Origin of the sequence: Shewanella sp. GutCb (assembly GCF_002836135.1) — a bacterium.
GTDB lineage: Bacteria > Pseudomonadota > Gammaproteobacteria > Enterobacterales > Shewanellaceae > Shewanella.
The window spans coordinates 1-20050 of sequence record NZ_PJBL01000010.1; the positions used below are offsets into that span (position 1 = coordinate 1).

The following is a 20050-nucleotide window of genomic DNA, read 5'->3' on the forward strand; positions in this document are numbered from 1 at the left end:
ATCGGCACCTTTGTTGGAATATTTACCCTGAGCAAATTTCTCCGTCAGTTGCTGTTCCAGTTGTTCACCAGTGAGTTGGTTCCAGCGAATAGCATCTGCATACACCAATGGTGAAATTGAAACTGCCATAACAATTAAAAACAATAACCTTTTCATAGTTTATTCAAAATATAATTCAGTAGGTAACAATATTATTGATTTTAATTAGATGTAATAACATTGACCGATATCACACAAGTAAAAACCTTTAATTTTGTAACTAGTTACCCAGCGGTAACCAGTCACCCAGTAGTAACTAGGCTTATTACTCACTCATCGAAGTTAATATGACCGTAATATAGAATTAAATATAAAAATATAAAAATATAAAAACCAAGAGTTTAAACCTTCGAAAACCACATGAAAATAACTAAAGTAGAATGATCACCAACCAATATCAAGAAAGAAACACAACAGAATAATTTCACTACCAGCCAATAACAATATAAAATTTGTGATTGCACTTATTTAAAACACCTCCGTTATTTACAATACACTTTCACACCAGCAAATAACCTACAGTTATTATTCACAACAAAACCTCGAAAAGAACAGCAGTCCCAAACTATGCTTATAACATACTTAATACTAGTTAAATTATAACTTTACGCTCTAGACATTATTAAAGAAATTAATCATCCTGACGCAATGTCACATTAATCTCGGCAATAGCAATAAATAAATAAATAAAATCATTTAAAAAAACAATGAACAAATACCACGACTAAATACATTATTAAAATTTAACATATCCCTTATAAGTCAATCGTCACTACCATATAGAAGCAGCACGATATCACGCGAGCTAGAAATGAAGTATATTGAACTACCTCTAGATTAACATAAAGAATAACAACCAAAAAAACCCGGAGCAGAAAAACACATAACGCAGTGGATAATACACATGTACATTCAATCAAAAAGGACTTTAAAACATTTATGATACGTACAATTAAAAAATAAAGCGACATTATTTTAATTATTAGCGTATTTTTAAAGGAGCAATAAATACATAGTTTAGTCAGTCCCCAAACTTATACCGCTCCTAGATAGGGTACTAAACACTAACCAGTTTACCATCCCAGAAATCAGCTTTTTTAACAATTACATCAATCACTTCAAACAATTCAACCCCTTTACTAGTTAACCCATAGTAAACTGTAATTGGAACTGTTTCTTCAGGCCTGCGGCTAATAAAGCCCTCTTTTTTTAGTATTCTGAGCCGTTCACTTAATACTTTACTTGATACTAAGGCAAGCTGTTTTTGAATTTGTCCAAAACGTATTTCATTATGCTGACCTATAACCCAAACAATATGAGCAGTCCATTTCGTTGAAATTATGGTTAAGTACTTGTCAGCACTGCAATATCCTTCAGGCTTTTTACCTCGTTCGCTCATCTCAAAATCTCCAATAATTTTTATTGTTATCTACTAAAAAATCCCACAAACTGAGCACCTAAACAACTAATATTTCAAACGTCATCAAAAATCTAATAACCCATAAATAATAAGCATAATAACATCGACCTTACTAGCATAGTATGACACTTGACACAGTTTTAAAGAAAATAGCCGAGCATAAGTTAAGCCTAATTTAACTACGAAATAAAGAATTATTCCCCATGACCAACTAAGTTATAGTCTGACTATTTTAACGTAACCAACCTTAATAACAAACAAATACAGTTACACAGCATTATAAATCGGTGTACATTTTAATAAAATCAGCCTATCCCCGTTAAAGACCCCATCTAAATGCTTCTTAATCCCAATATAGCCCTCCAACAGATATCGATAATAAAAAATATAAAATGATGATTACAAAGGCACCCCTTATTTTAGTAAACTAGCTTAAAACTTAAATATCACTCACTAAACCGTGCCACTGTGACACGTATTGAGGTTGAATCAACGGAGTTAAAATTTACGGCGAGAGGGAAAATGGATACCTGAAGACATGATAAAGAAAAGCGCTATACCAAGCGTAACGTAAACCTAACAGCAAGCTCCACTTCAATATGAGAAAATCTGTAAAACTTTATTCGTGTAATGGGATTCCATGTATCGGATAAACCCCATTACCTATTCCGAGATAAACCAAAATGACCGTTCGCAATAGGCGGAATACGCACCTACGAATATATCTGAGCAGCACGCTTTATATTTGAGCTGAGTTGAAACCGTATGTCACATACCATGCCAGCTACCACTTCCCTCATTTAAACTTTATGACTTGATGCCCCCCATCCTGTCACTTATCTTTGAACAAGCCGAAGCATTGGCTGATAGTTGGAATTAACACTAGGTAAAACCGCCAATATCGGCGGTTTTCTTTTAAGCTTCAAAGTTAATACCGTCTACGACAACTAACAACGATTTAAGTTGATAACTATGGGTATACCTCTTGGTTATACCGGACTCGAACTTTTCATGTCCCACCACCTCTTGCAGTAATCCAAGTTCAATACCTTGTGAGCGAGACTTGGTGATGAAAGTATGCCTAAAACTGTGGAAAACTTTCCTCTCTCCAAGATCGTTTTGCTGATTAATACCAAGGGTTAATAACTTATTCTGTAAGTGCTCTGTGATGTTGTAGCTACGATCTGCGACTTCAGGAAACAAGTTGTTCGCAGCAGAGCGAACATAATCTAAAAACCCTAAATCAATCAGCTTATGATGGATAGGTATGCGCCTTACAGCAGCCTTAGTCTTGCCTTGAGCTATCCAGAAGTAGTGCCGTTGACTATCGGCATCAGCCTTCTTCAACGCAGCTATCTCGCTTCGTCTCGCTCCCGAATATATAGCAATAAGTACAACCCATTTCTTCCAGCTATCTAACTCTTTACATGATGACTCTATATCCCTTACCTCAGAATCAGAAAACACAGCATACCGAGTAGAATTAGCTTCACACTTAACATTATTGGTAGGTGATTCAGCCAATATATCTTTCTCTTTGGTGAGGAAGCGGCTAAAAAAACTTTGGCAGAGCTTGAACAACTCTTTTACTGTCTTAGAGGATACAAGGTGCCCAGACTCAACATCATTGAGCTCAAGTAACTCTTGTGGTGTCATTAGGTGATAAGGCTTTATGTTTCGCCTTGGCGTCAATGCATAGCGCCTCAATAACGATTTGATATCTTGCTTGCTAATTGAGTCCACCGGCACATTACCAAAGCAGGTCCGCATAAATTCAAAGTATCGCATAGCCCCTTTCTCTACCTTTTCGGTCCAGGACTTCCATTGAACAAACTCTTTCCAGGCATCCTTAAGTAAATAACCACCAGCACCGGATATAAGATTAGTTTGGACTAGATCAACCTTGCAGGCTGCTTTCGGAACTGAAGGTTCAATATGGCTTAGCGGCTGAAAAGTACAGTTACTCAGATTATTCAGTAGCGTAACCGCATGAAAATTGGGCTCAATCAATTGGATTATTTGTTGTATCAAGGGAAATTGGTTAGCTATCCGCGCAACAGCGACGCGATAGGAATCTGTTCGTAGGGAGCGTTTTATTTCTCTATGGGGATATAGATGACGGAATCGTTTGGGGATAACAAAGCGGAAATGATAAGTCTTATTGCGAAGATGGATGTACTGCATAATGTACCAAACCTTGTACCAATTAAGGCACTCAATCTAGAAACACCATGCAATACAACCACTTGCGGAATGGGTGAGTTGGCCGATAAGCCGGGTCTTGTCGTGGACAGTTATTCATCTAGGCCTGCAATCACTCACAGGCTCAAGCGACCTACCCGGTCCCAACGCGAGCAGCGCCATACGGGACCCTATTTGGTCTTGCTTCGGGTAGAGTTTACCTTGCTACGGACTATTACTAGCCGCACGGTGCGCTCTTACCGCACCCTTTCACCCTTACCAGCCCTAAAGCTGGCGGTCTTCTCTCTGCTGCACTTGTCGTCGGTTCACACCGCCCAGGCGTTACCTGGTACCCTGCTCTTTGAAGCCCGGACTTTCCTCCCCGTTCTTGCGAACGCGGCAACTGTCTAGCCAACTCGGCGCGGAGTATAGCCTAAGCGCAAGCAACAAACCAACTACTTTCACACTTAGTCTCTCGCAATGTGGCTAACGTTAGAGGCCGATCGCTAAACCGTGCTTATAAAGCGCATTCTTTTTAATGCCATAGATCTGTCCAGCAATCGCTGAAGCCTTCTTTAATGGCAAGTCTTCACAAAGCAGTTTTAGTGTTTCAATCACCACGGTAGAGAATTCTGACTCCTCATCACTGCGGTAGCCATGACACATCAACACGATTTCACCGCGTTGCTGGTTAAGGTCATCTTTAACCGTTTGTAGCACATCGCCTACGGGACCAGACAAAAAGGTCTCGAACGTTTTGGTCACTTCGCGTGCCATTACAATTTCACGATCGGCCCCAAGAGCGGCGACCATTGATTCTAAACTGTGGACGATACGGTGCGGTGACTCATAGAAGATTAAGGTGCGTGGATCTTCTTTAAGCGCAGTGAGCTTATCTAAACGTCCTTTCTCTTTAGACGGTAAAAAACCTTCAAAAGTGAAACGGTCTGAAGGTAAGCCTGAAGCGCTCAACGCGGTGATAGCTGCACAAGGTCCTGGCAGTGGGATAACATTAAAGCCCGCTTCACGTACCTGTTTCACTAGGTGGTATCCAGGATCTGAGATCAGGGGTGTACCAGCATCGGAGATAAGTGCCACCGATTCACCATAGCCCAGTTTTTGAATAATCCACTGAGCTCTATCACGTTCGTTATGGTCGTGCAGCGCGGTTTTACGCGTCTCAATACCAAAGTGACTCAGCAACTTACCACTATGGCGTGTATCTTCGCAGGCGATGAGCGATACTTGATTAAGCACCTCAATTGCACGGCTACTAATATCCCCTAAATTCCCGATTGGTGTGGGAACAATGTAAAGCGCGACCGACAGGTCCATATCTACCTCTGTAGTAACTTATAGCAAGAGTTTTTAACAAGACTTTCGCCAAGCGTAAGAGCAGGTTAAACTATTGACAGCATCTTACCAGAGTGAAGACCTGTGTTAAAAAGACTGAATTCAACTAAATTTATCTCAATCGCGATTTTATCTGCAGTTTTGTTCGGTTGTGGTACCTCTACGGCACCCGTAAATACTGAAAAGACACAAGTTTCTTTGTCTGCGGTGACAATGGCTTCATCACAGTATTTGGCGCTAGCCGCCAATGAAAAAAACCGTGAAACTCGTGATAAGTATGTTTTATTGGCAGCACATGCATTTATCAATGAAGGTAATGCCAACACTGCAGACAAGACATTAAAGTCTATCGCACAAGATATGACGCAAAAACCTGAGCTACTCGCAGAGCACAAATATCTTACCGCGCGGGTTTTAGAGGTGATCTCAACGTATGATCATGCGCTGAAAACGCTCGACTATCCTAGCACTTGGACATTGCCAAATTGGCAGTGGGTGAGCTATTACCAATTTAAGGCGCGACTTTATCAGCAGGTCAATCAGCCAATAGAGCAAGTTAGACAGCTGAGTTTATTGAGCCAGTACTTACCGCCGACACAGGCTTACGATGTTAACAATCAAATCTGGCGTTCACTGCAGCCCATTAACGAAAAAACGCTACTCAGTTTTCGCGATGATCGCACCAATCCTATTTTTGCAGGCTGGGTACAGTTGGCGTATATCGCTAAACATTACGCCATTAACCCAAATGATCTGGTTCGCCAACTCGGTAGCTGGCAGCAACTTAATCCTAATCACCCTGCAGCAGCAAAGTTACCAACCGATCTCGAAAAGGCCCTTAACACTAAGCCATATCAGCCTAAAAACATTGCGGTGCTGTTACCTCTCACGGGCCCTAGAGCCGTTGTTGCAGATACCGTAAAGCAAGGTATTATTGCTAATTACATGGCGACCGGCGATGACAGTGTTGCCGTTAATTTTTTTGATACCGCCCTAGGGGCACCGCTGGCTTATCAACAGGCGGTAACGGCAGGCGCTGAGTTTATTATTGGGCCATTACTGCAATCTGAAGTGGAACAGTTACAAGATATGCCCCCCGTTTCAGCAATAACAGCGGTCACCCCGACAACAGCAAGCGAATCAATTGCCGCTAAGAGTATTCCGCAGCTGTACTTAAACCATATTGATAACTTTACCGCACATGATGATAAATTTTTCTTTGCGCTGTCACCCACAGATGAAGCGATTGATGCGGCTCAACGACTGTATAATGACGGCATAGATCAACCCTTACTGTTAGTCAGTAATGATGCCGTCGGCCACCGTATGGCAGAGAGCTTTAGCGATGCTTGGCAACAACTGACGAGTAAGCCTGCCGAGATTCATTACTATGATGCTGGCGATAAAATGAAGGTCACAGTCCAAAAGGCACTGGGCGTTATCGACAGCAAGGAGCGTATTGCGCGCATTAAAGCTATTCTGAAGCCGAAGATTGAAGCTGATTTTCGTTCGCGCCGCGATATCGACGCGATTTATATGATCTCTGCTAGCCGTGATTTAGTCTTATTGAAACCGTTTATTGATGTCAACTTCAGCGTATTTGCACAGCCAGTGCCTCTCTATACCACCAGCCGCAGCCGAGTTGAAAGCAATACGCGTGAAACCGCGACCGAGTTGAATAACCTCACCATTAGCGACATTCCTTGGTTAATCACCCCCAATACCGAAACCCGTATGGTGAATGAGTTATGGCCTAATTGGAGCAACAGTCGCAAACGCTTATACATTATGGGCTATGACGCGCTTGATTTAGTCGGTAAACTTGCACAGATGCGTGCACTGCCTGGCTACCAGTTTTCTGGCCGTAGCGGCACATTATCAGTCCAACCCGACGGCACGATTAATCGTCAATTGAGCTGGGGTCGCTACCAACGAGGTAACTTGCGCCCGCTTTAAGCTGACATGTAAATGTCCAACGCTGAGTAACAACACTTCGGGCTTTTGCGCTATATTCAAATACCGCCACAAGGATGCAGCGAATTTGACAGAGAAAACAGCAGTTAAAGGAAAAGCAGCTGAAGTCGCCGCGCGACTATATTTGGAACACCATGGGCTTAAGTTTGTCGAACAAAACGTACGCTATCGTTTTGGTGAAATAGACATTATTATGCGCGATGGTAACGATTGGGTATTCATCGAAGTTAAGTATCGCACCCATAGCCAATATGGTGGAGCCGTTAACGCATTGAGCTTGGCTCAAGTTCGACGCTTAAGAAAAGCGGCGAGCCATTACATACAATTAAACCGAATCGACGCTATCTGCCGATTCGATGTTATCGCCGCCGATCCCTCTGGCATACAATGGATCCGCGACGCTTTTTAAACCGATTTAATTTTAATTTGCGCGTTTGCTAAAACGCTATATATAGATATAAGGTAACTCCATGTTAGAGCGCATTAAAGACAGCTTTACTGAATCCATTCAAACCAAAATTGATGCTTCAGAAGCATTGCCAGAGTCACTTGCCAAAGCGGCAGAAATGATGGTGAATTGTTTGTTAAATGGCAATAAAATTTTAGCTTGTGGTAATGGCGGTAGCGCAGGTGATGCGCAGCATTTTTCTGCAGAGTTATTGAATCGCTACGAAATAGAGCGTCCACCTTTACCCGCTATCGCACTGAGCTGTGACACATCAACCATTACCGCGATTGCGAATGACTATAGCTACGATGAAATATTTTCTAAGCAAATCATGGCACTGGGTTCTCCTGGTGATATTTTGCTTGCTATCTCAACCAGCGGTAACTCTGGTAACGTGATTAAAGCGATGGAAGCTGCACTTAGCCGTGATATGACCATAGTGTCGTTAACCGGAAAAGACGGCGGCGCTATGGCTGGCTTATTAAGTGTCAATGACGTTGAGGTTCGTGTGCCGTCAAATGTGACCGCCCGTATCCAAGAAGTACACTTACTTGCGATTCATTGCTTGTGTGACAACATTGACCGCACGCTATTCCCGCAGGACGAACCCGCATGATAAAGCGGCTGCCAATAATTGCCATACTGCTCATGCTACAAGGCTGTGCAGGCGCTGTAATGGTGGGTGCTGTTGGTGGCGCTATGATGGTCAATGATGAACGCAGTTTCCAAACTCAGCTGGATGACACCAATGCAGATTTCAATATCTCCAGTGCGCTGTCATCTCATGATGATCTCAAAAACCAAGCGAACGTAACCGGTGTGGTGATGAACAGCAACGTATTGATGATAGGCCAAGCGCCCAACTCAATGCTGAGAGATAAAGCCATTCGGACCGTGCAAGATCTTAAGATTGGCGGCAAGATCCATAATCAAATTCGCATAGGAAACCCTACTTCCTTTACCACTCGAAGTAACGACACCTGGATAACCACCAAGGTCAAAAGTCGAATGCTCAGTGAGGATAATCTTGATGTGACCAACATTAAAGTGGTGACCGAGAACGGTGAAGTATTCTTGATTGGGTTAGTTAAGCGACAGCAAGCCGAGCTTGCTGTGGATGTTGCGCGTAATACTGCTGGTGTACGTAAAGTGATTAAGGTATTTGAGTACACCGACTCATAACCTTAATCGACTCTGTGACTACACTAGCTTAAAAGATCATCGTGCATTATGTTCGATGATTTTTTTTGCATGGTTATTTTGTGACTTAACCAAGGAATAATAAGCGACGGTAGTACAATAAAAGCAGCCCCAACCCAGCTTAATGCATCCAGCCACTCCTCGAATAACAACCAACCGAAAAACACGCAAAACAATAATCCACTGTACTCAGCAATCGCGACTTTACTCGCCTCTGCACGTCGATAAGCCAATACACAAAACCACTGATATGCCAGTAGAAAGCAGTTACTTAATCCCGCTATGGCCACTAATTGCCAGCTTAACCCCTCTAATCCTTGCACGGCAACCATCACCATCACTAACGGAATGCTTAGACTGTTATAGAGTATTAGTGTCACTGTTGGATCTTCTGTCTCCGGTAGTTTTCGCAGTGCTAGTTGGTTAATAGCAAAGGTAAATGCGGCAATAAGTACCGCCACACCAAACCAATTAATCTCACTTGGCCTTAACAAAATTAGAATACCAATAAAGCCAAGTATAGTTGCCAACCACTGCGCTGGCGTGACCTTCTCTTTTAAGAATACACACCCCATCAACACGATAATTAACGGCGCCGAGAAAAACAGCGAGCTCACCGTTGCCATAGGTAAAGCCATCAATCCCATGATTAAGCACACTGCTCCCATAGCACCAGTATTAGCTCTAAAAAGGTGTAACTTAAGGCAAGAGGTCGTTGGACGGCGAGCTGCAAACCATAAAGGCAGTAACATCATTACCGACAGTACTTGCCGCAACAATAGAAACGTCGCGGCATTGCTCCCCTCTGGCATCCACTTAATGGATACATCGTACAGCGCACTAAAAAGGTTGCCGAACACCAGTAACCCTATGCCTATCATGACATTTGATCTCATTTTCATTTCCATCCACCCGCTTTATATTCGCGGATGATATAGGGCTTAAATTTCGACATGAAATGATGTTTTTTACGCATACATGAATTAAACTAATACTATGAACAAGATCACTTCTTCAGCTCATATTAACTAAGGCCAAATAATGCGAAAACTCCCGCCATTAAGAGCCTTACAAGTGTTCGAAGCGGCTGCAAGGCAAGCACATTTTTCCAAAGCAGCCAGCGAACTTTGCATTACCCAAAGCGCAGTTTCACATCAAGTGAGACTGCTAGAGGAGCACTTTGGTGAGCGTTTATTTAAGCGACAGGGGCGCCAACTATGCTTAACCAGCAAAGGTAAACACCTCTATGAGTCATTGGAGCGGATTTTTAATGAACTCAGCGATCTGAGTATGCAAATAAGTGGCGATAGCAATGATCAGCTGCGACTCGCGGTTTATAGCTCGTTTGCCATAAAGTGGTTAATCCCAAGGTTAAGCGGTTTTAGAAGGCAGCACCCAGAAATAAAAATCCGTTTAGATATGATCACTGATGATCCTGAACTTAGCGATAGTGTGGCCGATATGTTTATTACAGGCCAGAGCGGACAACCCGGCTATTACCACCAGCTACTACATAAAGAACGCTTGGTGCCTGTGATTAGCCCTAGCTTGCTGACAGCTGCCAGCCAACCGCTCAATGAGTTAAGCTCACATCCGCTACTTACCGTCGACGAAGGGGCCTTAGGCTTAGACTGGGATCGTTGGTTTGTGGCTAATAAGATGATTTTACCGCCGGAGCAACAGCAACATATCTTCAGCCATGTATTATTGGCGATTGAAGCGGCAATAGCAGGCCAAGGTATCGCGTTGGCATCTGACTTTATGGTGCAAGCTGATATTGAAAAAACAGTGTTAGTTGAGTTGGCGCTACCTGACATATTGACCGGGTTTGAATTCTATTTCAGCTGTAAGCAGCGCCGGTTAAAAGAGCCTGCTATTAACGCATTTGTTAATTGGCTCAGCAAGCAATCGTAGCCCACAAAAAAGCCAGCGTATTAAGCTGGCTTTTTATCACAATGATTTAGTTATTAAACTAGACAATCATGCCGATTTTTTCGTACACCTGCTTAATCGTCACTTCAGCACGCGCTTTCGCTTTTTCGGCCCCAGCTCTAAAGACTGAATCAAGATAAGCTTCGTCAGCTCTAAACTTGTGGAAGCGAGCTTGTAGTGGCTCAAGCATAGCAACAACAGCTTCGCCAGTGGCGACCTTTAAGTGGCCATACATCTTGCCTTCAAAGTCTTTTTCAATTGATGCAATTGATTGACCGTTACAGCCAGACATCAAGCTCATTAAGTTAGATACACCCGGCTTTTCTTCTACGTCAAAACGCACTACTGGTGGCTCTTGACCATCAGTCATCGCCTTTTTAATTTTCTTCATAATCGCTTTAGGATCATCAAGTAAACCAATAACGTTGTTACGGTTATCGTCCGACTTAGACATCTTCTTCGTCGGTTCTTGCAGTGACATCACCTTAGCTCCCATCTCTGGAATGAATGGCTCAGGTACCACAAACGTATCGCCATAAGCATTGTTGAAGCGAGTTGCAATATCGCGCGTTAGCTCCAAATGCTGCTTCTGATCTTGGCCAACAGGCACTTCATTCGTTTGATAAAGAAGAATATCGGCAGCCATCAGTACTGGGTAACCAAACAAACCAACGTTGATATTGTTAGCGTGTTTTTGCGACTTATCTTTAAACTGTGTCATACGGTTAAGTTCACCCATCTGGGTGTAACAGTTCAATGCCCAGCTAAGCTGTGTGTGCTGTGGCACTTGAGACTGTAAAAATACGGTGCTCTTTTCAGGGTCGATACCACAAGCAAGATAGATAGCTAAGGTATCTAAACACGCTGCACGCAATTGTGCTGGATCTTGTCTAACGGTAATCGCATGTAAATCAACTACGCAATAAATACAGTCATGAGTGTCTTGTAAACCAACCCACTGACGTAGTGCACCCATGTAATTACCAATACTCAGCTCACCAGATGGTTGAGCACCACTAAACACGATAGGTTTTGCAGTCATTCTTTTATTGCTCCATTGATTCAGCGCTTACATTTAGTAGCCCTGAAATTTCATTAAATTGTTCGCAAACCACTGTTGGGCTGCTCAGCCCAATATCTTCACCGTAGTTGTAGCCATAGGTCAAGCCTATTGATGCTATCCCAGCGGCTTTAGCGGCTAATATGTCATTTTTTGAGTCACCAACCATTAAGACTTGTTCCGGCTCAAGCTGCCACTGCTGCAATATATGCGTTAACGGCATAGGATCTGGTTTCATTTTTGACAATGAATCTCCACCCAAAACTATAGAAAAGTAACCATTGAGTTTAAAAGCTTCAAGCAGTGGAACGGTAAATTCATAGGGCTTATTGGTCACGATGGCGAGCTGATAACCTGCAGCATAAAGCTGCTGTAACACTCGTTCTACATCATCATATAAGCGACTATGTTGCTGTAAGTTCTGCTGATAGAAATACATAAACCTTGGCATACAGGCCGCAAGCCTTTCATCACTAACGGCAGTATTTAATGCAAAGCTCAGTGCACGACGCATTAACATTTCAGCACCATTACCGACCCAACTGCGCACCTGGTCTTGAGTACATAAAGGTAAGTTTAACTCTTGCAGTGCAGCGCTAGTCGCTGCAGCAAGATCAGGAACGCTATCAATGAGCGTCCCGTCTAAGTCAAACGCAATCGCTTTAACTTGACTAAAGTCAGCCATCAGTTAAGCCTCGATGCTTGCCAATTCTCTGCGCATTTCGTCGATAACCGCTTTATAGTCAGGTTTGTTGAAAATAGCTGAACCAGCGACAAACATATCCGCACCCGCAGCAGCAATGGCTGCAATATTGTCGACTTTAACGCCGCCATCAACTTGAAGACGAATGTCATAGCCACTGTCGTCAATCAGCTTACGCACTTGGCGTAACTTGTCTAATGTTGACGGAATAAACGACTGTCCACCGAAACCAGGGTTAACCGACATCAACAGGATGACATCGAGCTTATCCATGACATGGTCTAAATAATGTAGCGGAGTACCAGGGTTAAACACCAGACCCGCTTTACAGCCAGACTCTTTGATCAGCTGCAAACTGCGATCTAAATGCTCACTCGCTTCAGGGTGGAAGGTAATAATGGAGGCGCCCGCGTCGGCAAAGTCCGGGATCAGACTGTCGACAGGCTTAACCATTAGATGCACATCGATATCGGCTGTTACGCCATAATCGCGCAAGGCTTTGCACACCATAGGTCCAATGGTTAAATTTGGCACATAATGGTTATCCATTACATCAAAGTGAACAACATCTGCCCCTGCGTTCAATACCGCGTCAACGTCTTCACCTAGACGAGCGAAATCAGCTGATAAAATAGAAGGAGCAATCAAAAATGGACGCATAACAAACCCACCAGTATGTTTAAGAAGTGCACTATTCTACCTTTTGCAGCTCAAGCGCTCTATACCTGTATGCTTATTTAGCGAAATTGGTATGCTAAAAAATTCATCGCAGCGGCAAAAATGAATTTATATGTAAAATATGTTTAAAATATAACCTTGTTTGCTATAATGTTTCGACTGCATGAAATATAGGAGGACGACATGAAGGGATTACTCAAGAAAACAGCGACTTTTAGAGCCACTGCTGTTCTTGCTGTCGTGACTGCAGCCATTGGAACCATTAGCTTAACGTCTCAACCTTCTGATTCAGCCTCTATCGCTTGTGCATGTGATACCGCAACCAGTAGCTACAACCCAGCCCTACCCGCAAGCCACCCGAGCAACCGCTGCGCTTCTCAAGCAAATGATTTGAGTTGGAAAAGTTGGTTATCAGGTAAAAGTCAGACCAATCAATTACATTTCATCGATCTATTTGAGCTGCTCTATGGCCACCAAAGTGCGCCCATTAGCAATAGTTCACCGATCAAGGGCGAATAAAGAGTCATATGCTAAATCAATGGTGGCAAGTACTCTTGAGTACCTTAGCTGCCTTTATTGGCGTACAAACAGAGCAAAACCGACGTAAAGACTTTCAAGCCTCTTCGCCTATCCCCTTCATCGTGATGGGTATCTTGCTCGCTATTGTGTTTGTATTAGGGCTGCTATTTATCGTCAGTCAAGTCGTAGGCTAAATCTAGTCGTTTTCACTGTTATATGAATCATCGTATAACGCCATCAACTCATCGACTTTCTTACGGCTACTGCCTTTTTGACTAATATTACGCTGCACTTTAATCGAGTCAAACGTTGCGCCGTGATAAAGCTCTCTGGTCAGTGGAATATCATGATTACTGATCAGCACCGGTATACCACGTTCAATGGCGGTGTGGCGTGACTTCCTTGCCAGCAGCGCTTGGTCATCTAATGAAAAACCCGTACCAACATAAGTGGTAAAGCTAGCCGTTGATGACAATGGCGCATAAGGTGGATCGCAATAAACGACATCCCCATTTTGAGTCATATCGATTGCTTGTTCGTAACCAATGCATCGAAACTCAGCACATTGAGCCTTTACCGAAAATGCACGAATTTCGTTTTCAGGAAAGTAAGGTTTTTTATACGAACCAAATGGCACATTAAAGCCACCTTTACGGTTATAACGGCATAAGCCGTTAAAACCATGACGGTTCATATAAAGAAAATAAACAGAACGTTTGAAAGGATCTTTAGTCTCGTTAAAGCTGGTGCGCACCTTATAGTACGCTTCCTTTTCATTCATCTCTGGGACGAATAGGGCTTTAGCCGCCTTAATATACTTTTCAGGATCTGACTGCACAATCTTATACAAGTTAATCAAGTCTTGATTAATGTCGCACAATAGGTAGCGGTCATAGTCAGTATTGAGGAACACAGAACCTGCGCCCACAAAAGGTTCTACCAACCTATCACCTTGGGGAAGGTGCCCTGTTAGAAACTCAATCAGTTTAAATTTTCCGCCAGCCCACTTTAAGAAGGCCCTTTGTTTTTTAATCATTTAAATTGATTGAATACTAAGAAAAAGAGAGCTGGGGATTGTACTATGTTTATTCATTAATTTCACGAGTTGGAAGCGTATCTTGTAACTCATATTGCGTAAGATCTTGCCACTTTCGAATCCAAGGTGCAGAAATGATGGAGTTCGCTGTTAATTTAAGCGATTGTTCTCTCGCTTGCTTTGCCGAGTCAAACTCACCCATTAATACTACCCAGCGACTTTTATAGCGTGCGACCTTGACGCCCTTTTCCTGTTTCACGCTCTCTAACATCCTGACTAATGAATCAAAACGTTGCACACTGGCTAATTGCAATGTGTAGCCCTTGGTCGGCTTTTGCACTGCTTTCGCAATAATCTCTTTATTATTAACGTGAATAAGAGTTTCATTTGGCTTTGCTGAAAACGCCTCAACATTAGTCACCGTTAAAGGTTCGATAATCTCCGCTATAATGTCGACGGTTTTCTCAGGTACAACATTCATTAACCGCTGATATTCTGACTTCACAGCCACGACTAGCAAGGGTTCATCAGCGGCTGTAATTACCGTTTTCTGACTAATTTCTGCTTCAACTTGCTGTAATGCCATAGGCTCAGCCGCAAAATGTCCTGCTAAAAGCTGTTTACCATATGCCGCTAAAAAGGGCGAACTCGATACTGCCTCCGCAGCAAATACGACTGTGCTTTGCTGCTCAGCGAGCGACGGCTCATCATCGATGAAGAACCAAGCGAGCAAGGTGGTCGCTAAAAGAATAAACGCACCCATAACGAGTCGTTTTGTAGTGGATTTTACAATAGGCTCTTCAGCCCCTCCATTTAAGGCCAGTTCAAGCAGCGCAACAACCTCTTTAGGTGTACCGTTTTGTGCTTCTAATCTATCTTTAACGATATCTCGAGGCGTAAAGGGCTGTGCTTCACTACGGCTTAATAGCATGTAATAAAGCCCTTCTCTTTCAGTGTGATCGATCGGCTCGATATCTAACGGGAGCAACAGTTGCCGCTGGTCGATAGGCAGTTGCTGCAAAACATCATTTAGAAAACTAACAGGTGATGTCATGGTCACGCTGACTGTTTTCCCAGCAAAAGACATCTGGCTCAACACAATACATTCCGCCCAGATTTCTAGCGGTATATAGTGAGCATCATCAAGCACAATACAACTAGCAGAAGCCAGCGTAGAAGAGGCTCGTAGCATTGCTTCAGGCAGAGGTAGTTCATCGTCAAAGACTGGTTCAGCTAGGAGTTGGACCAGTATTTTACGTCTAATTTCAGCGCTGTCACAATGCTTCGGACAAATAACCAGAGCGGAACTAAATGCTTCAAGTTCTGTGAGTAATGCAGTGACAAGCGTGGTCTTGCCTGCACCGTCTTCACCAGTGAGTACAATAAGCTGCTGACCATACAAGCTAATATGCTGTAAGCGATTTAACAGTGCTTCTTGGCTAGGGAGTAAGATTGAACCGGTTAAAGACATTTATATCCACGCTCTCGCAAGAGAAAGCCCAAGGTATGACTGAAAATGGCGCAGCAAAAGCGGCCTATGTTCAATAAACATAGGGACTTCACCCGTTATATAATTTGGAGGACTAAATTTAGCTTTCACCGAACACCTGCTACATAGTTTATGCGCAGTCGATAACCTCTTGAAGTAGCTCGTCAGTAACATCGCTATAGATCCCCGCCTGGCCTAAGCCTTCGGGTAACACTAAACGCAATTGTCCTTTAAGTACTTTCTTATCTCGGCGCATATGTTTAATGAATTGTTCAAAATTCATAGTGTCTGGTGCAGTAATAGGGAGATCAAATGCGGTAAATAACGCCTTAATACGACAAACAATTGACTCTTCTATTAACCCCAGCTTATTTGAGGTGACTGCAGCAAGGACTGTGCCAGCAGAAACGGCTTCGCCATGTAGCCACACGCCGTAGCCCATTTCAGCTTCAATCGCGTGCCCAAAAGTATGTCCCAAATTAAGCAATGCTCTTACCGCTTGTTCTGTTTCATCTTTTTCAACTACATCAGCTTTGATTTCACAGCAACGCCCAATCACATACTCAAGTGCCTGGGTGTCTAATGCTTTTAATACATCAACATTGTTTTCCAACCAGCAGAAAAACTCTGCATCCCACATAATGCCGTATTTGATCACTTCTGCCATACCAGCAGAAAATTCTCTTTTAGGCAGTGTGTTCAAGCAGTCGGTATCAATCAAAACATATTTCGGCTGATAAAAAGCACCGATCATATTTTTACCCAGAGGGTGATTGACTGCTGTTTTTCCACCTACTGATGAATCAACTTGAGACAACAGTGTGGTAGGGAATTGGATAAAGTCGATACCGCGCTGATAACTTGCAGCCGCAAACCCAGTCATATCTCCAATTACGCCTCCGCCCAATGCAATAAGTACCGTATCACGGCCCAAATTTTGTTGTAGCAAAGAGGTGAAAATTGAATCCATTTGGTTTAACGTTTTGTATTGCTCGCCATCAGGTAAAATCACGGGAGTGACACACACAAAATCCGACAGCATGGCTTGTACTTTTTCAAGGTACAGTGGCGCTATCGTTTCATTAGTGACAATGAGGATATTTTTGTTTTTAAGATAGCGAGCCAAAGGCTCGCCATTACTTAACAAATTCTGGCCAATTACGATTGGGTAACTACGTTCACCGAGTTCAACCAGAACCTGCTTAGTCATATCTTAAAAACCTAATTGCTCAATTATTTGGTTTGCAACTACTTTTGCGCTTTGCTCATCGGTTTTAACGATAACATCAGCGATCTCTTCATAAAGAGGGTTGCGCGCCTCGGCTAGAGTTTCTAGCACTTCTCTTGGATCATCTACTTGAAGTAGTGGACGACGCTTATCTCTTTGCGTACGTGCTACTTGTTTGTCGATGGTGGTCTCGAGGTAGACTACAATTCCACGAGCAGAAAGATTATTACGGATCTCCTTACTCTGAATTGAACCACCACCAGTTGCTAACACGATACCTTGCTTTTCGGTTAAATCAGCAACAACTTGTGTTTCGCGAACGCGGAAGCCTTCTTCGCCTTCGACATCAAAAACCCACGCAATATCAGCGCCTGTACGGCTCTCAATTTCTTGATCTGAATCGTGGAACTCTAAGTGCAGCATCTGTGCCAGATGACGGCCTATAGTGCTTTTACCAGCCCCCATAGGGCCTACTAGGAAAATATTACGTTTTTCGGCCATTGCGATATATGTCTGAATCTTATTTGAAGTTTGCCTACGCCAACCCGAAAACTAGAGTTGACCTTAAATGTTACCTTGCTCTATTGAGACTTGACCGCTGATTATCTCAGCTAACCGCTATTGATGGCAAGTGAAGTAGCACATTTCTATCAAAAATCTATTTCATCTTGTAAAAAGCCGGCGCTAAACGCAGGCTTTTACTGGTTTATTGCCATTAAAGTGATTCGGAAATAATTTTAGGGGTCACAAAGATAAGTAACTCTTGTCGCTCATTCTTATCCGATGTACTTCTAAACATGAACCCAAGGTAGGGAATATCGCCCAAGATAGGGACTTTACTTACACTACTTATCGATTGTTGTTGATATATCCCACCCAATACAATCGTCTCACCATGGTTCACTAGCACTTGGGTACCAATACGCTGTGTATCAATAGAGACTGCAGCTCCCGTTGGTGTGGTAACCACTTTACCTTGGGAGTCTTGTGTGATTTCTAAATCAAGGATAACACGGTTATCAGGGGTGATCTGCGGTGTCACTCTAAGAGATAAAACCGCCTTTTTGAACGTCACTGTTGTCGCGCCACTTGAGCTCGCTTCAACATATGGGATCTCGACACCTTGCTCAATGTAAGCCGACTTTTGATTTGAAGTCGTGATACGCGGGCTTGCGATAATCTCACCCTTATTTTCTTGCTCCAGTGCACTCAATTCAAGATCGAGTACCGTACCATCGGCAAGCTTAGCAACGTGAAAAGCAAGACTCGTTGCGTTCTTTGCTGCAGCAGGCAGATTAACGTTCAATCTGTCCCCTAGGCTCGGTATTATACCATTAGCAATGTCACTTGCGCCCTCTAGGCTGCCTGACGTACCTTTAGTACCTTGCTGATCGGTTATGCCCCAACGTACCCCTAAATCTTCTGCTACATCGTCTTTAACCGTTACCATTCGCGCTTCAATTAATACCTGTTTAATTGGGATGTCGAGCACTTCTATCAAGCGATGAATACTCTCTAATGTTTCTTCAGTATCTTTAACTAACAGCGTATTAGTGCGCTCATCCACGGCGACACTGCCACGCGTTGACAGCAAGCTTGAATCTTCACCTTTTAGCAGCACTGCAATATCAACGGCTTTAGCGTAATTAATCTGCAGATACTCTGAATATAAAGGCGCTAATTCTTTAACTTCTTGTAAATTTTTGAGCTCTTGGCTTTCTCTTATCGCAATCTCTTCACTGGGCGCAATCATCAAGATATTGCCTTCAATGCGCTTATCTAACCCTTTGGTTTGCAAAATAAGATCAAGCGCTTGATCCCAAGGTACATCGTCGAGTCGCAGCGTGATATCACCTTCAACGGTATCGCTGACGACCAAGTTAAAATCGTTATAATCAGCAATGATCTGCAGTACGGTTCTAACAGACATGTTTTGGAAGTTTAATGACAATGAGCGACCGTCATATTTCTTTTCTTCTTTCACTATATCAAGGCGTTTGGCCTTTTCTATACTCAACTTAAATACACGACCGTCTTGTTGGTAGTCATACTCATAAGTACCTTCTACATCAATTAGAAAGCGACTAGTGAGTTCCTCATTAAAGGTTTCAAAACTCTTCACTGGCGTTGCAAAATCATGCACGTCCATGACGTAAAGCAGATCAGAGCGAATATCGGTGTTATATAATTTAAGCTCAAGTTTAGCGCCGACTTGTTCCACATTTGCCGCGACTGAACTATTTTCGAGCTTAATCAGTAGCTGGCCACCACCATTTGATGTGCGTTTAAAGTCGATACTTTCAATGCCGTTCATAAACGGATTGCTCGCCGCAGCGCCATCATTACGATTCATCACTTCATCATTGATAGTGAGTCTGTAGGTATTACCGACAACGCGACCTTGATAGGCTTTAACACTTTCTAATCCGACAAACACTTGAAGACTTGCACCACTCTGCACCGTACTGACGGTATCGACCCCAACAGTATCGATAGCAAGCGTTTGCTTTTGAAGTCCTGAAAGGCTATTTGCAAACCCTAAAATGATCTGTGCAGGATCAGCATTTAATTCAATCTCGGGTTGCTCAATATCATGTTCAAATACCAACTGTAATTCCAATTGGTGATCCACTATCGCATGATATTTAACATCGACTAACTTATTAGCCGCATGTGCTAGCGGAGCCATTCCCAATAGGAACGCAAGACTAATAATAACCTTAATAAAAGACGCGGCCTTAGCGAAGGCGCGATGTGTAATAGACAGTCTCATGAGCCTCTCAGTCATTC

Annotated in this window: 19 protein-coding genes and 1 other RNA gene; 7 read left to right on the forward strand and 13 right to left on the reverse strand. The window is 43.0% G+C overall.

The window, feature by feature from the left end:
* Nucleotides 1-1096: 1096 nt before the first annotated feature.
* The 4 genes from CXF86_RS06495 to rsmI form a co-directional block, all read right to left on the reverse strand.
* Complete coding sequence (locus CXF86_RS06495) at nt 1097-1438, reverse strand: winged helix-turn-helix transcriptional regulator (RefSeq protein WP_102038634.1); 342 nt, start codon at nt 1436-1438, stop codon at nt 1097-1099.
* A gap of 936 nt (nt 1439-2374) precedes the next feature.
* Nucleotides 2375-3643, reverse strand: a complete 1269-nt coding sequence (locus tag CXF86_RS06500) for a tyrosine-type recombinase/integrase (protein ID WP_102038635.1) — start codon at nt 3641-3643, stop codon at nt 2375-2377.
* Nucleotides 3644-3713: 70 nt separating this feature from the next.
* Nucleotides 3714-4059, reverse strand: an RNA gene (rnpB, locus tag CXF86_RS06505) — RNase P RNA component class A.
* 73 nt (nt 4060-4132) lie between these two features.
* A complete protein-coding gene (gene rsmI / locus CXF86_RS06510; RefSeq protein WP_101093433.1) occupies nt 4133-4975 on the reverse strand; it encodes a 16S rRNA (cytidine(1402)-2'-O)-methyltransferase in 843 nt (280 codons plus the stop codon).
* A 102-nt stretch (nt 4976-5077) separates the two neighbouring features.
* Here rsmI and CXF86_RS06515 point away from each other — a divergent pair, with 102 nt between their 5' ends.
* The 4 genes from CXF86_RS06515 to CXF86_RS06530 all read left to right on the forward strand — a co-directional run bounded on the left by CXF86_RS06515 (nt 5078) and on the right by CXF86_RS06530 (nt 8597).
* On the forward strand, nt 5078-6949 hold the full coding sequence (locus CXF86_RS06515) for a penicillin-binding protein activator (protein ID WP_101093434.1): 1872 nt from the start codon (nt 5078-5080) through the stop codon (nt 6947-6949).
* 85 nt (nt 6950-7034) lie between these two features.
* On the forward strand, nt 7035-7376 hold the full coding sequence (locus CXF86_RS06520) for a YraN family protein (RefSeq protein WP_101093435.1): 342 nt from the start codon (nt 7035-7037) through the stop codon (nt 7374-7376).
* Nucleotides 7377-7437: 61 nt separating this feature from the next.
* Complete coding sequence (locus tag CXF86_RS06525) at nt 7438-8031, forward strand: phosphoheptose isomerase (RefSeq protein WP_101093436.1); 594 nt, start codon at nt 7438-7440, stop codon at nt 8029-8031.
* Nucleotides 8028-8597: a BON domain-containing protein gene (locus CXF86_RS06530; protein ID WP_101093437.1), complete on the forward strand. Its 570-nt coding sequence runs from the start codon at nt 8028-8030 to the stop codon at nt 8595-8597. Before CXF86_RS06525 ends, CXF86_RS06530 begins: the two co-directional genes overlap by 4 nt.
* A 23-nt stretch (nt 8598-8620) precedes the next feature.
* Here CXF86_RS06530 and CXF86_RS06535 read toward each other — a convergent pair whose 3' ends face one another.
* Nucleotides 8621-9511 (reverse strand): DMT family transporter, encoded by an 891-nt coding sequence (locus tag CXF86_RS06535; RefSeq protein ID WP_101093438.1) that lies wholly within the window; start codon nt 9509-9511, stop codon nt 8621-8623.
* 145 nt (nt 9512-9656) lie between these two features.
* On the opposite strand from CXF86_RS06535, the gene CXF86_RS06540 reads away from it, so the two are divergent.
* On the forward strand, nt 9657-10529 hold the full coding sequence (locus tag CXF86_RS06540) for a LysR substrate-binding domain-containing protein (RefSeq protein ID WP_101093439.1): 873 nt from the start codon (nt 9657-9659) through the stop codon (nt 10527-10529).
* 58 nt (nt 10530-10587) lie between these two features.
* Here the strand turns inward: CXF86_RS06540 and trpS are convergent, their stop codons facing one another.
* Genes trpS through rpe form a run of 3 tightly spaced genes read right to left on the reverse strand, consistent with a single transcriptional unit; the run spans nt 10588 to nt 12970 of the window.
* Nucleotides 10588-11589 (reverse strand): tryptophan--tRNA ligase, encoded by a 1002-nt coding sequence (trpS, locus tag CXF86_RS06545; protein WP_101093440.1) that lies wholly within the window; start codon nt 11587-11589, stop codon nt 10588-10590.
* 4 nt (nt 11590-11593) lie between these two features.
* The gene (locus CXF86_RS06550; protein WP_102038636.1) at nt 11594-12292 is read right to left on the reverse strand and encodes a phosphoglycolate phosphatase; all 699 of its coding nucleotides are present in this window, start codon (nt 12290-12292) and stop codon (nt 11594-11596) included.
* A gap of 3 nt (nt 12293-12295) precedes the next feature.
* Nucleotides 12296-12970: a ribulose-phosphate 3-epimerase gene (gene rpe, locus CXF86_RS06555; RefSeq protein WP_101093442.1), complete on the reverse strand. Its 675-nt coding sequence runs from the start codon at nt 12968-12970 to the stop codon at nt 12296-12298.
* Nucleotides 12971-13171: 201 nt separating this feature from the next.
* On the opposite strand from rpe, the gene CXF86_RS06560 reads away from it, so the two are divergent.
* Together CXF86_RS06560 and CXF86_RS06565 are read left to right on the forward strand one after the other, a co-directional pair.
* Nucleotides 13172-13507, forward strand: a complete 336-nt coding sequence (locus tag CXF86_RS06560; protein WP_102038637.1) for a hypothetical protein — start codon at nt 13172-13174, stop codon at nt 13505-13507.
* Between the two features lie 8 nt (nt 13508-13515).
* Nucleotides 13516-13701, forward strand: coding sequence for a DUF2970 domain-containing protein (locus CXF86_RS06565; protein WP_101093444.1), 186 nt, complete (start codon nt 13516-13518; stop codon nt 13699-13701).
* Between the two features lie 2 nt (nt 13702-13703).
* Here CXF86_RS06565 and CXF86_RS06570 read toward each other — a convergent pair whose 3' ends face one another.
* The 5 genes from CXF86_RS06570 to CXF86_RS06590 form a co-directional block, all read right to left on the reverse strand.
* Nucleotides 13704-14543, reverse strand: a complete 840-nt coding sequence (locus CXF86_RS06570; RefSeq protein WP_101093445.1) for a Dam family site-specific DNA-(adenine-N6)-methyltransferase — start codon at nt 14541-14543, stop codon at nt 13704-13706.
* Nucleotides 14544-14592: 49 nt separating this feature from the next.
* Nucleotides 14593-16014, reverse strand: a complete 1422-nt coding sequence (locus tag CXF86_RS06575) for an AAA family ATPase (RefSeq protein WP_102038638.1) — start codon at nt 16012-16014, stop codon at nt 14593-14595.
* A 148-nt stretch (nt 16015-16162) separates the two neighbouring features.
* Nucleotides 16163-17242: a 3-dehydroquinate synthase gene (gene aroB / locus CXF86_RS06580; protein ID WP_102038639.1), complete on the reverse strand. Its 1080-nt coding sequence runs from the start codon at nt 17240-17242 to the stop codon at nt 16163-16165.
* A 3-nt stretch (nt 17243-17245) separates the two neighbouring features.
* Complete coding sequence (aroK, locus tag CXF86_RS06585; RefSeq protein ID WP_101093448.1) at nt 17246-17761, reverse strand: shikimate kinase AroK; 516 nt, start codon at nt 17759-17761, stop codon at nt 17246-17248.
* A 214-nt stretch (nt 17762-17975) separates the two neighbouring features.
* Nucleotides 17976-20048 (reverse strand): type IV pilus secretin PilQ, encoded by a 2073-nt coding sequence (locus CXF86_RS06590; RefSeq protein ID WP_101093449.1) that lies wholly within the window; start codon nt 20046-20048, stop codon nt 17976-17978.
* Between the last annotated feature and the right edge of the window lie 2 nt (nt 20049-20050).

Bases quoted from the DNA above. Each gene is read 5' to 3' on its own strand.
- CXF86_RS06495 (WP_102038634.1), bottom strand. From the start codon at position 1,438: ATGAGCGAACGAGGTAAAAAGCCTGAAGGATATTGCAGTGCTGACAAG.
- rsmI (WP_101093433.1), bottom strand. From the start codon at position 4,975: ATGGACCTGTCGGTCGCGCTTTACATTGTTCCCACACCAATCGGGAAT.
- rpe (WP_101093442.1), bottom strand. From the start codon at position 12,970: ATGCGTCCATTTTTGATTGCTCCTTCTATTTTATCAGCTGATTTCGCT.
- aroK (WP_101093448.1), bottom strand. From the start codon at position 17,761: ATGGCCGAAAAACGTAATATTTTCCTAGTAGGCCCTATGGGGGCTGGT.
- CXF86_RS06530 (WP_101093437.1), top strand. From the start codon at position 8,028: ATGATAAAGCGGCTGCCAATAATTGCCATACTGCTCATGCTACAAGGC.
- CXF86_RS06560 (WP_102038637.1), top strand. From the start codon at position 13,172: ATGAAGGGATTACTCAAGAAAACAGCGACTTTTAGAGCCACTGCTGTT.
- CXF86_RS06575 (WP_102038638.1), bottom strand. From the start codon at position 16,014: ATGTCTTTAACCGGTTCAATCTTACTCCCTAGCCAAGAAGCACTGTTA.
- aroB (WP_102038639.1), bottom strand. From the start codon at position 17,242: ATGACTAAGCAGGTTCTGGTTGAACTCGGTGAACGTAGTTACCCAATC.
- CXF86_RS06570 (WP_101093445.1), bottom strand. From the start codon at position 14,543: ATGATTAAAAAACAAAGGGCCTTCTTAAAGTGGGCTGGCGGAAAATTT.
- CXF86_RS06535 (WP_101093438.1), bottom strand. From the start codon at position 9,511: ATGAGATCAAATGTCATGATAGGCATAGGGTTACTGGTGTTCGGCAAC.
- CXF86_RS06590 (WP_101093449.1), bottom strand. From the start codon at position 20,048: ATGACTGAGAGGCTCATGAGACTGTCTATTACACATCGCGCCTTCGCT.
- trpS (WP_101093440.1), bottom strand. From the start codon at position 11,589: ATGACTGCAAAACCTATCGTGTTTAGTGGTGCTCAACCATCTGGTGAG.
- CXF86_RS06565 (WP_101093444.1), top strand. From the start codon at position 13,516: ATGCTAAATCAATGGTGGCAAGTACTCTTGAGTACCTTAGCTGCCTTT.
- CXF86_RS06500 (WP_102038635.1), bottom strand. From the start codon at position 3,643: ATGCAGTACATCCATCTTCGCAATAAGACTTATCATTTCCGCTTTGTT.
- CXF86_RS06550 (WP_102038636.1), bottom strand. From the start codon at position 12,292: ATGGCTGACTTTAGTCAAGTTAAAGCGATTGCGTTTGACTTAGACGGG.
- CXF86_RS06525 (WP_101093436.1), top strand. From the start codon at position 7,438: ATGTTAGAGCGCATTAAAGACAGCTTTACTGAATCCATTCAAACCAAA.
- CXF86_RS06540 (WP_101093439.1), top strand. From the start codon at position 9,657: ATGCGAAAACTCCCGCCATTAAGAGCCTTACAAGTGTTCGAAGCGGCT.